Source organism: Novosphingobium sp., from assembly GCF_032093395.1.
In the GTDB taxonomy this organism is placed as follows: domain Bacteria; phylum Pseudomonadota; class Alphaproteobacteria; order Sphingomonadales; family Sphingomonadaceae; genus Novosphingobium.
In genome coordinates this window covers 34,546-45,193 of sequence record NZ_DAMDBA010000039.1, presented here as the reverse complement: position 1 = coordinate 45,193, position 10,648 = coordinate 34,546, and the positions used below count along the sequence as shown (strand labels likewise).

Annotated in this window: 9 protein-coding genes; 4 read left to right on the top strand and 5 right to left on the bottom strand. The window is 63.2% G+C overall.

The window, feature by feature from the left end; translation table 11 throughout:
- The 3 genes from RT424_RS14030 to RT424_RS14020 form a co-directional block, all read right to left on the bottom strand.
- A partial coding sequence (locus tag RT424_RS14030; protein WP_313439322.1) for an RNA polymerase sigma factor region1.1 domain-containing protein occupies window positions 1-1,369 on the bottom strand: 1,369 nt, incomplete at its 3' end.
- A gap of 40 nt (window positions 1,370-1,409) precedes the next feature.
- Window positions 1,410-3,290: a DNA primase gene (gene dnaG / locus RT424_RS14025; protein WP_313439319.1), complete on the bottom strand. Its 1,881-nt coding sequence runs from the start codon at window positions 3,288-3,290 to the stop codon at window positions 1,410-1,412.
- Between the two features lie 27 nt (window positions 3,291-3,317).
- The gene (locus tag RT424_RS14020) at window positions 3,318-3,770 is read right to left on the bottom strand and encodes a GatB/YqeY domain-containing protein (RefSeq protein ID WP_313439316.1); all 453 of its coding nucleotides are present in this window, start codon (window positions 3,768-3,770) and stop codon (window positions 3,318-3,320) included.
- Between the two features lie 163 nt (window positions 3,771-3,933).
- On the opposite strand from RT424_RS14020, the gene carA reads away from it, so the two are divergent.
- The 4 genes from carA to greA all read left to right on the top strand — a co-directional run bounded on the left by carA (window position 3,934) and on the right by greA (window position 9,621).
- Window positions 3,934-5,100, top strand: coding sequence for a glutamine-hydrolyzing carbamoyl-phosphate synthase small subunit (gene carA, locus RT424_RS14015; protein WP_313439313.1), 1,167 nt, complete (start codon window positions 3,934-3,936; stop codon window positions 5,098-5,100).
- Between the two features lie 166 nt (window positions 5,101-5,266).
- A complete protein-coding gene (locus RT424_RS14010; protein ID WP_313439311.1) occupies window positions 5,267-5,644 on the top strand; it encodes a hypothetical protein in 378 nt (125 codons plus the stop codon).
- A 47-nt stretch (window positions 5,645-5,691) separates the two neighbouring features.
- Complete coding sequence (carB, locus tag RT424_RS14005; RefSeq protein ID WP_313439308.1) at window positions 5,692-9,015, top strand: carbamoyl-phosphate synthase large subunit; 3,324 nt, start codon at window positions 5,692-5,694, stop codon at window positions 9,013-9,015.
- 129 nt (window positions 9,016-9,144) lie between these two features.
- On the top strand, window positions 9,145-9,621 hold the full coding sequence (gene greA, locus RT424_RS14000; RefSeq protein WP_313439305.1) for a transcription elongation factor GreA: 477 nt from the start codon (window positions 9,145-9,147) through the stop codon (window positions 9,619-9,621).
- Between the two features lie 83 nt (window positions 9,622-9,704).
- Here the strand turns inward: greA and RT424_RS13995 are convergent, their stop codons facing one another.
- Both RT424_RS13995 and RT424_RS13990 read right to left on the bottom strand, forming a co-directional pair.
- Window positions 9,705-9,926, bottom strand: coding sequence for a DUF4170 domain-containing protein (locus RT424_RS13995; protein WP_313439302.1), 222 nt, complete (start codon window positions 9,924-9,926; stop codon window positions 9,705-9,707).
- 130 nt (window positions 9,927-10,056) lie between these two features.
- Window positions 10,057-10,638, bottom strand: coding sequence for a hypothetical protein (locus RT424_RS13990; RefSeq protein WP_313439299.1), 582 nt, complete (start codon window positions 10,636-10,638; stop codon window positions 10,057-10,059).
- Between the last annotated feature and the right edge of the window lie 10 nt (window positions 10,639-10,648).

The following is a 10,648-nucleotide window of genomic DNA, read 5'->3' as shown; positions in this document are numbered from 1 at the left end:
GGTTCGTGTACTTCTTGGCGATAGAGATCACCAGGCGCAGGTTCGCCTCGACCATTTCCTTCTTGGCGATACGCGCCTCGCGCTCGCCCTTCTGGACCATGTTGACGATGCGGCGGAACTCGGGAAGCGCCATGCCGGTGGCGGCGGCGATGTCCGAGACTTCCGAACGGATGCGCTCCACAGGATCGGCTTCGGCCTCGGCGAAGGCCGCCCACTTCTTGTCCTTCTTGGACATGTCCGTGAGCCAGGTATCGTCCAATTCGCGACCTACGTAGGTCTCGAGGAAGTCGGCGCGCTTCACCTTGTGACGCTCGGCAAGGCGCAGCATCTGGCCGCCCAATGTCGTCAGGCGACGGTTGAAGGCATAGAGGTTGTCGACGAGGTACTCGATCTTCGTCGCGTGGAACTTCACCGATTCGACCTGAGCGGTCAGGTCTTCGCGCAGCTGCTGGTACTGGTCTTCCTTGGCGACCGGGAAGTCGATGCCCAGAGCCAGCGCGTCGAGGCGTTCCGACTGAAGGCGCTCGAAGGCCTGGAACAGCTCGGTGATGAGCATGAACTTCTCAAGCGCTTCGGGCTTGAGCGCGGCTTCCATCTGGGCGAGGCTGAGGGTGTTGTCTTCTTCCTCTTCCTCGGCTTCGCGCTTGGGAATCGGGTTGCCGTCCTCGTCGATTTCTTCCGAGTTGTCCTCCTCGGTGTCGTCCTCATCCTTGAACGAGGGGCCGGCGGTCTTCTCGCTGATCTCGCCGTCGTCGTCGCTCTCGCCGTCCTCCGACAGGCTTTCCGGCGCGGGCTCCTTCGAGAGCATGGCATCGAGATCGAGGATCTCGCGCAGTTGCATCTCGCCGTTGTTGAGTGCTTCGGACCACTGGATGATGGCGTGGAAGGTGATCGGGCTTTCGCAGAGACCCAGGATCATCATGTCGCGGCCGGCTTCGATCCGCTTGGCGATGGCGATCTCGCCTTCGCGGCTGAGCAGTTCTACCGCGCCCATCTCGCGCAGGTACATGCGCACGGGGTCGTCGGTGCGCTCGACGGTTTCCTTCTTCTTGGCGTCCACCACCATGCGCGGGGAGACGTCGTCCGAATCGACCTCTTCGTTGTCGCGGTCGTCGTCTTCCTGCTGGCCGTCGGCATCTTCATCGCTTTCCACGATGTTGATACCCATTTCCGAGATCGCGGCCATGATGTCCTCGATCTGTTCGGAAGACATCTGGTCTTGGGGAAGAGCTTCGTTCAACTCGTCGTAAGTGATCACGCCCCGGCGCTTGGCACGAGCGATCAACTTCTTGATGGCGCCTTCGTTGAGGTCGATCAGCGGTGCATCGGTGCCGTCGTTGTCGCCGCCGGTGTTGTCGTTTTTGCTCATTCTTCGCCGTTGTCCCCGTGCATTCGACCCGATTATACCATCAGGAAGACGCCACCTGTCTTGTCGCCATTTGCCTGAGACGACTATCAAATTCCAGCTTTCTCTTGAGCAGGCGCTGTTGATCGGCAAAAGCCTCTTCCGAAAGCTCGCTTTCGAATCGAGCCGTCGCCTGCGCCAATGCCGCATCCAGGATCGGACGCTCCACCAAGAGATCGACTGCCTGGGCCAAATCCTCTCCCGCCTGGTCCGCGCCTGTTTCGGTGTTCAGGAACCCGAAGCGCAATCCTGAGTATTCTGCGGTGCCGGGGATCTCCAGGCCATTCTCGACCAATATGGTGGCAAGGCGGTCTGTTTCAACCGCTTCATGGCCCTGGCAGCAATCGAGCAGCAATCCGAAGCGCGGATCGAGCCCGGGCGTTCGGGCAAGCGCCTCGGCATGACGCCGGATCTGGGCAGGCCAGTGAATGAGCCCGGCAAGCACTGCCGCCGAAAGCGCATCGCGTGACCCGCCCGCTGCTGCGCGGCGCAGGCGTTCCAGTGATTCGGGCGTAGATTCGGGCTGGGGCTGCCAGCGACCGTTCCCGCGCTGTTGCCCTCCCCGTGGTTGGTTGGGGCGAAATCCATTACTTCCGCCTTGCTGCCAGCGGCTCTCGCGCTTCGGGAAGGCGAACTCGGAATAGCGATCCTGCAATTCGCGGCGGTAGAGGCTGGCGATATCGGAATTCTGGATCGAATCGACATGGGCCATCAGGCGCGCCTTGAGGCCAGCCTTGTCTTCCGGCGTACTCAGTGTCTGGGCATCGCGCTCAACCTCCCAGAGTACCTCGATCAGGCTTTTCGCCGCGCCCAGAATCTCTTCCATGGCACGTGCGCCGCGCTGCTTGATGAGGTCGTCCGGGTCGAGGCCTTCCGGCAGTCGCACGATTCGCAGCGAATGCGCCGGGCGGAGTAGGGGCAGGGCGCGCGTTACGGCGCGCATCGCGGCGCGCTGGCCTGCGGCATCGCCGTCAAAGCACAGGATGGGCATTTCGACGTGACGCCAGAGCATCTCGATCTGCTGCTCGGTCAGCGCCGTGCCGAGGGGGGCGACGCATTCGCCGATTCCCGCCGCTGCCATGGCGACCACGTCCATGTATCCTTCGACCACCACCATCCGGCCCGACTGGCGCGCGGCGGGCGCGGCGCGGTGCAGGTTGTAGAGAGTGCGGCCCTTGTCGAAGAGGGGGGTATCGGGAGAATTCAGATACTTGGGTGCATCTGTTTTCTCCTTGGTGAGAATACGTCCGCCAAAAGCGATCACACGTCCGCGCGCGTCCTCGATCGGCAGCATGAGGCGGCCGCGAAAACGGTCGTAAGGGTCGCGGTTCTCCACTTCGATCCGCAGACCCGCCTCGATGAGCATGGCCTCCGGGAACTTGCCGAGCGCTTCCTTCATCGCCTGACGCCCCTCCGGCGCATAGCCGAAGCCGAAGCGCTGGAGGGTATGGGCGTCGAAACCGCGCGTCGCCAGATAGGCGCGCGCCGATTCGCCGCCGGGCGAGGACAGGTTCTGCACGAACCAGCCTTGCGCGGCGGCCATCACGTCATGAAGCGTATCGCGCTTCTCCGCCGCCTTGGCCGCGCGCGGATCCGGGGCAGGGACGTCCATCCCCGCCTCGGCCGCCAGTTCCTTGACCGCGTCCATGAACGACAGGCCCTGATGGTCCGTCATCCAGCGGATCGCATCTCCATGTGCGCCGCAGCCAAAGCAGTGATAGAAGCCCTTTTCGTCGTTGACGGTGAAGCTGGGAGACTTCTCGTTGTGAAACGGGCAGCAGGCCTTGAACTCGCGCCCCGCCTTGGTGAGGCGGGTCGAGCGACCGATCAGCGCCGAAAGCGTTATCCGCGTGCGAAGCTGGTCGAGCCATTGAGGGGTAAGCACGGTCCTGCCGCCCGATCGCGTGTCAGGTCAGGCCAGCGCCGCCTTCACCCAGCCCGAAGCCTTGCCCATGTCGAGCTGGGTGCCGTGGCGCGCCTTCAGCGCGGCGACGACCTTGCCCATGTCCTTCATGCTTTCCGCGCCGACTTCGGCCTTGATGGCTTCGATCAGGGCCTTGGTTTCGTCTTCGGAGAGCTGCGCGGGCAGGAAGGTTTCGATCACGTCCAGCTCGGCCTTCTCGTCGGCGGCCTTCTCGGGACGGCCACCTTCCTCGAACAGCTGGATCGATTCGCGGCGCTGCTTCACCATTTTCTGGAGAACGTCAATCACCATGGCATCGTCGTCCGGCAGGGAATCGGCGGTGCGCAGTTCGATGTCGCGGTCCTTGATCTTGGCAAGGATGAGGCGAACCGCGGCGAGGCGCGGCTTGTCACCCGCTTTCATCGCAGTGATCTGGGCGGCCTTGATCGAATCACGAAGCATTGGTTTCCTGCTGTTCTGATAGGTTTTGGGAAGTGTCGTGGCGTAAAACTAGCAAGCCGCGCGCCAAATTGCACCTGTCGCGCCTTGACGCGGTGCACAACCCTCTCTAGCGGGCAGCACTTAGCACACATAGTCAGAAACGCCGTAAACGGAGCGACCCACCATGGCCGACGCCGCATATACGCTTGCGCCCAAACCTGAAGGGGCGACAGGCGTTCTCGTCCTGAGCGATGGACACGTGGTCTGGGGCCGCGGCTTTGGAGCCGTCGGCGAAGCAGTCGGCGAAGTCTGCTTCAACACCGCGATGACCGGATATCAGGAAGTGATGACCGATCCTTCCTACGCGGGCCAGATCGTCACTTTCACGTTCCCCCACATCGGCAATGTCGGTGTCAACGACGAGGATCTCGAATCCAGGGTCGATGGCGCCGTCGGCTGCGTCGTCCGCGAGGACGTGACTCCGCCTTCGAACTTCCGCTCTGCCGGTGAGTTCGGGGACTGGCTTGCCGCCAAGGGCAAAGTCGGGCTCGCCGGAGTCGATACCCGCGCGCTTACCCGCCGTATCCGCCTTCAGGGCGCGCCCAACGCGGTGATCGCCCATAATCCGGAAGGCGAATTCGACATTCCCGCGCTGATCCAGCGCGCACAGGAATGGCCGGGCCTGGAAGGCATGGACCTTGCCAAGATCGTCAGCCGCGAGATCCAGGAGGGCTGGGAAGGCTCGACCTGGGAACTCGGCCGGGGCTTCGGCGATGGCGTCAATGAAGCGCCTCCGCATGTCGTCGCCATCGATTACGGCGCCAAGGACAACATCTTCCGCAACCTGGTGAGAGCCGGTGCCCGCGTTACCGTGGTTCCTGCCGAAACCTCGCTCGAAGCGATCCTCGCGCTTGAACCGGCGGGCGTGTTCCTCTCGAACGGTCCGGGCGATCCGGCGGCGACCGGCGAATATGCCGTTCCCGTGATCCGCTCGCTGTTGGAACGCGACGTGCCGATCTTCGGCATCTGCCTCGGTCACCAGATGCTCGGCCTTGCGGCTGGCGCCAAGACCTCGAAGATGCATCAGGGCCATCGCGGCGCCAACCATCCGGTGAAGCGCCTGGAAGACGCCGTCGTCGAGATCACCTCGATGAACCACGGCTTCGCGGTGGACAACCAGACCCTGCCCGAGAACGTGGAGGAGACGCACGTCTCCCTGTTCGACGGTTCGAACTGCGGCATCTCGATCAAGGGCAAGAAGGCTTTCGGCGTGCAGTATCACCCCGAAGCCAGCCCCGGCCCGCAGGACAGCTTCTACCTCTTCGAAAAGTTCGTGGGGATGCTGACCTGATGGGCCGGGCGGGTCGATTTCTGGCAGGGGCGGCAATGCCGCACCCCGCATCGGCGATCATTGCCGGTGTGGACCAGCGAGATTTCGACCCGGTATCGCACTTTGCCTATGCAATCGGAATTCCGGCCGCCGCGTCGGGAACCCGTGCAAAGCAAGGTGCCCTATAATGACCGACCTTATCGACCACATGCTCGCTTACTATATTGCAGGACAGGCTTCCGAACTCACGGTTGCGCCGCGCTTCTACCCTTACGGTGAATTGCAGCTCATCTTCGAGGACAAGGTCTCGGTGGCCGTTCGCAAGTTCGGCCCCAAGGTGCGCAAGCACGCCAAGGAAGCCGGCAAGACCTTCATCGACCGGATGCTCGAAACGGGCGCCTGGTCGACCACGGAAGGCGAGTACGGCGGTTCGATGCACCAGTTTCAGGCTGACCGATACCGCGCGGTGATCCGCGAGGAGCAGGACAGCAACCCGATCATTCTCAAAGCCAAAGCCGAAGGCCCGGATTACTGGGACAAGGCGTTTGGCGAACTGGTGGCCTAGGCCGCCAGTCCGACATACAAGACACACAGGACACCCCAGGACAGCCCATGCCCAAGCGCACAGACATCTCCTCGATCCTCGTCATCGGCGCCGGCCCGATCATCATCGGCCAGGCCTGCGAATTCGACTATTCGGGGACGCAGGCGATCAAGGCGCTCAAGGAAGAGGGCTACCGGGTCATCCTGGTGAACTCCAACCCGGCGACGATCATGACCGATCCGGACATGGCCGACGCCACCTATGTCGAGCCGATCACCCCGGAAGTGGTCGCCAAGATCATCGAGAAGGAGCGCCCGGACGCGGTGCTCCCGACGATGGGCGGCCAGACCGCGCTGAACTGCGCGCTCGCGCTGTTCAATGACGGTACGCTGGAGAAGTTCGGCGTGCAGATGATCGGTGCCGACGCCGATGCCATCGACAAGGCCGAGGATCGCCAGCGTTTCCGCGACGCGATGGACAAGATCGGGCTGAACTCGGCGCGCTCGGGTGTGGCCCACACTCTGGACGAAGCGTTTGCGGTGCTGGAAACCACCGGCCTGCCTTCGATCATCCGTCCCAGCTTCACGATGGGCGGCACCGGCGGCGGCATCGCCTACAACAAGGCCGAGTTCGAAGCGATCGTCCGTTCGGGCCTCGATGCCTCGCCCACCACCGAAGTGCTGATCGAGGAATCGCTGCTCGGCTGGAAGGAGTACGAGATGGAGGTCGTGCGCGACAAGCACGACAACTGCATCATCATCTGCTCGATCGAGAACGTCGATCCGATGGGCGTCCACACCGGCGACTCGATCACCGTCGCCCCGGCGCTGACGCTGACCGACAAGGAATACCAGATCATGCGCAACGCCTCGATCGAGGTGCTGCGCGAGATCGGCGTCGAAACCGGCGGTTCGAACGTGCAGTTCGCGGTCAATCCGAAGGACGGCCGCCTGATCGTCATCGAGATGAACCCGCGCGTCTCACGCTCGTCGGCGCTGGCTTCCAAGGCCACCGGCTTCCCGATCGCGCGCGTCGCGGCGAAGCTGGCCGTGGGCTTCACGCTCGACGAGATCATGAACGAGATCACCGGCGCCACGCCCGCCGCGTTCGAGCCGACCATCGACTACGTCGTCACCAAGATCCCGCGCTTCGCTTTCGAGAAGTTCAAGGGCGCCAAGAACGACCTGACCACCGCGATGAAGTCGGTGGGCGAAGTCATGGCGATCGGCCGCAACATCAAGGAATCGATGCAGAAGGCCCTGCGCGGCCTGGAAACCGGCCTCGACGGTTTCAACCGCGTGGTCGAGCTGGAAGGCGCCGGGCGTGACGTGATCACTGCCGCGCTCTCCAAGGCGACGCCGGATCGTCTGCTCGTCGCCGCTCAGGCCTTCCGCGAGGGCTTCTCGGTCGATGAAATCCACGCGATCGCCCACTACGACAAGTGGTTCCTGCGCCACATCGAAGAGATCATCGCCGAAGAAGCGAAGATCATGAAGCACGGCCTGCCGATCGATGCGCAGGGCCTGCGCCGCGTGAAGGCCATGGGCTTCTCGGACAAGCGCCTTGCCACGCTGGCCGTGCGCTCGGTCGGCGTTGCCGGCGGCATGGGCGAAACCCAGGCCAAGAGCTCGGGCCTCGTGCACGACGCGCTGCGCGCCATGGCGGGCGCCACCAGCGAAGACGAAGTGCGCAAGCTGCGCGAGAAGCTGGGCGTCCACCCGGTATTCAAGCGCATCGATTCGTGCGCGGCCGAGTTCGAGGCGGTCACGCCCTACATGTACTCGACCTACGAAGCGCCGATCTTCGGTGAGCCGGAGAACGAGGCGAACCCGTCCGATCGCAGGAAGATCGTGATCCTCGGCGGCGGTCCCAACCGCATCGGTCAGGGTATCGAGTTCGACTATTGCTGCGTCCACGCCTGCTTCGCGCTTGCCGAAGTCGGCTACGAGACGATCATGGTCAACTGCAACCCGGAAACCGTGTCGACCGACTACGACACCTCCGACCGCCTCTACTTCGAGCCGCTGACCGCGGAAGACGTGCTGGAAATCCTGCGCGTTGAGCAGCAGAACGGCGAACTGGTCGGCGTGCTGGTGCAGTTCGGCGGGCAGACCCCGCTCAAGCTGGCGCAGGCACTGGAAGACGCGGGTATCCCAATCCTCGGCACTTCGCCCGACGCGATCGACCTTGCCGAAGACCGCGAGCGCTTCTCGGCCCTGGTGGACAAGCTGGGCCTCAAGCAGCCGGCCAACGGCATTGCCCGCAGCCGTGACGAAGCGGTGAACGTCGCCAATCGCATCGGCTATCCGGTGCTGATGCGCCCCAGCTACGTGCTCGGCGGCCGCGCCATGGAAATCGTCGACAGCGAACAGCAGCTCGACGACTACATCACCACCGCCGTCCAGGTTTCGGGCGACAGCCCGGTGCTGATCGACCAGTACCTGCGCGACGCCATCGAGTGCGACGTCGATGCGCTTTGCGACGGCGACCAGGTCGTCGTGGCCGGCGTCATGCAGCACATCGAGGAAGCGGGCATCCACTCGGGCGACAGCGCTTGCAGCCTGCCGCCCTACAGCCTGCCGGCCGAGATCATCGCCGAGATGGAACGTCAGGCGGAAGCGCTGGCCTTCGGCCTCAGCGTGCGCGGTCTGATGAACATCCAGTTCGCGGTGAAGGATGGCGAGGTCTACCTCATCGAAGTCAACCCGCGCGCCTCGCGCACCGTGCCCTTCGTTGCCAAGGCTCTGGGGCAGCCGGTCGCCAAGATCGCCAGCCGCGTCATGGCGGGCGAAAAGCTGGCCGACTTCCCGCCGTTCAAGCGTGACCTGCCGTACATGGCGGTCAAGGAAGCGGTGTTCCCCTTCGCGCGCTTCCCCGGCGTCGATCCGGTGCTCAGCCCCGAGATGAAGTCCACCGGCGAAGTCATGGGCATCGACGCCGACTTCCCGCGCGCCTTCCTCAAGGCCCAGCTCGGCGCCAGCATGCGCCTGCCCGACAGCGGCCTGGTGTTCGTTTCGGTGAAGGACAGCGACAAGGCGGTGATCCTGCCTGCGGTCCAGATCCTGGTGAAGGAAGGTTTCCGCATCGTCGCCACTTCCGGCACCCACAAGTACCTGACCGAGGCGGGGCTGCCGGTCGAACTGGTGAACAAGGTGGCGGAAGGCCGCCCTCACATCGTCGACAAGATCGTCGATGGCGATATCGCGCTGATCTTCAACACCACCGAAGGTTGGCAGAGCCTCAAGGACTCGCAGTCGATCCGTGCTTCGGCGCTTACGGGCAAGGTGCCCTACTTCACGACGGCGGCCGCCAGCGTCGCTGCTGCACAAGCAATTTCTGCACAACGCGGGAGCCAGCTTGAAGTGCGTTCGTTGCAGGATTATTATAGTTGAGATCGATCTAGCCTCCCCACATCGCTGCGGATCGGCCCAGTCCCCGGGAATGACCTGAGGGACGGGACAGGAAACTAGTCTCCTCCGACTGGTTTCGCGTGCGGGGAGGCAGCAGGAAGGAAGTGTTTGATGGCCAGTATCGAAAAGCTCCCCATGCTCGCGGAAGGGTATGAGAAGCTTACCGCAGAGATCAGGGCGCTGCGCGAAGAGCGCCCCCGGATCGTCGATGCGATCGAAGAAGCGCGCGCTCACGGCGATCTCTCGGAAAATGCCGAGTATCATGCCGCCAAGGAGCGTCAGGGCCAGGTCGAAGCGACGATTGCGGATCTGGAAGACAAGATCACGCGGGCCCAGATCGTCGATCCTGCCACGCTTTCGAGCGACAAGATCATCTTCGGTGCAACGGTTACGCTGCTCGACGATGACGAGAAGCCGGTGAAGTACCAGATCGTCGGGCCTTACGAAGCGGATGCCCGGATCGGCCGCATCAGCTACAATTCGCCGCTCGGGAAGGCGCTGATCGGCCGTAAGGTGGAGGAAGAGATCGAAGTCACCGTTCCGGCTGGTGACAAGTTCTACCTCGTTCAGAAGATCGAATTCATCTGAGTTGATGTTTCGCTCGAATGAAACAGAAAAGGCCGGCATTTCTGCCGGCCTTTTTCATTTCTAAGCCTTCGGGCAGAAGCCGATCAGGCTTCCGGCTGGTCCGGCTGAAGCAGGCGATGCAGGTGCACGATCACGTACTTCATTTCGGCATCGTCAACCGTGCGCTGCGCGGACGAACGCCATGCGTCTTCGGCCGAGGCATAGTCCGGGTAGACGCCTACGAGATCGAGGGCATCGAGGTCGGCGAATTCGAGGCTGCGGGGATCTTTGACCCGGCCGCCCATCACAAGGTGAAGCTTCTGCATGGGACCGCTTTCGTGAGTGGGGAGAGAGATGCGGACCCCATACGTTTAGGACGTTCACAGGGCAAGAGCGGATCGCGTGCGCGATCCGCTCCCCTAATTGCTTCCGGTTCTCATTAGCCTTAACGGCGTGTCAATGAGGAAGACGCTGCGTCAGCCCACTGAAGATTTCTGCGATCCGGTGAGAGCCGGAACTGGCGGTTTCGCTGGCGGAATGGCCGATTTTCCGCGCCTGACGGGCCGCCACCTCGCTCGCTTCACCAGCGCGCTGCGCCGATGCACGACCCAGGGCACTTGCAGCAGCCAGCGCTGCCATGCCGTATTTTTCAAGTCGCTCGGCAGCCAATTCGCCACTCTTCTCGGCGCGGTCGGCTACCTTCGATGCATTCTTGCGGGCGCTGGTGCCAAGCTCATGAGCCTTCTCGGCCGCCTCCTTGCCGAACAGAGCCGTTGCCGCTCCGGCTGCTTCGGCAAGATGTGCCCCGCGTGAGAGCACGCCGCGAGTCATGCGGCGGGGCAACAGGGCGCTGACCACCACACCGGCCGCCAGGCCGCCTGCCACCACGAGCACCGGATGCGCCTTCACGAACGCCACCACCTTCTCGGAAGGGCGTTGCTCGGCCACCGGCGTCTTCAGCGCCACGACCTTGCCGGGATTGCTGTCGCTGGAGGACGTTGCGGGCAGGTTGGGGTTGGTCGGTTCAGTCTTGCTCACCATCGGTCTC

What these genes read in the sequence shown, in the direction of transcription:
- RT424_RS14020 (WP_313439316.1), bottom strand. Translation starts at nt 3,770, where the DNA reads ATGCTTCGTGATTCGATCAAGGCCGCCCAGATCACTGCGATGAAAGCG.
- carB (WP_313439308.1), top strand. Translation starts at nt 5,692, where the DNA reads ATGCCCAAGCGCACAGACATCTCCTCGATCCTCGTCATCGGCGCCGGC.
- RT424_RS14010 (WP_313439311.1), top strand. Translation starts at nt 5,267, where the DNA reads ATGACCGACCTTATCGACCACATGCTCGCTTACTATATTGCAGGACAG.
- carA (WP_313439313.1), top strand. Translation starts at nt 3,934, where the DNA reads ATGGCCGACGCCGCATATACGCTTGCGCCCAAACCTGAAGGGGCGACA.
- greA (WP_313439305.1), top strand. Translation starts at nt 9,145, where the DNA reads ATGGCCAGTATCGAAAAGCTCCCCATGCTCGCGGAAGGGTATGAGAAG.
- RT424_RS13995 (WP_313439302.1), bottom strand. Translation starts at nt 9,926, where the DNA reads ATGCAGAAGCTTCACCTTGTGATGGGCGGCCGGGTCAAAGATCCCCGC.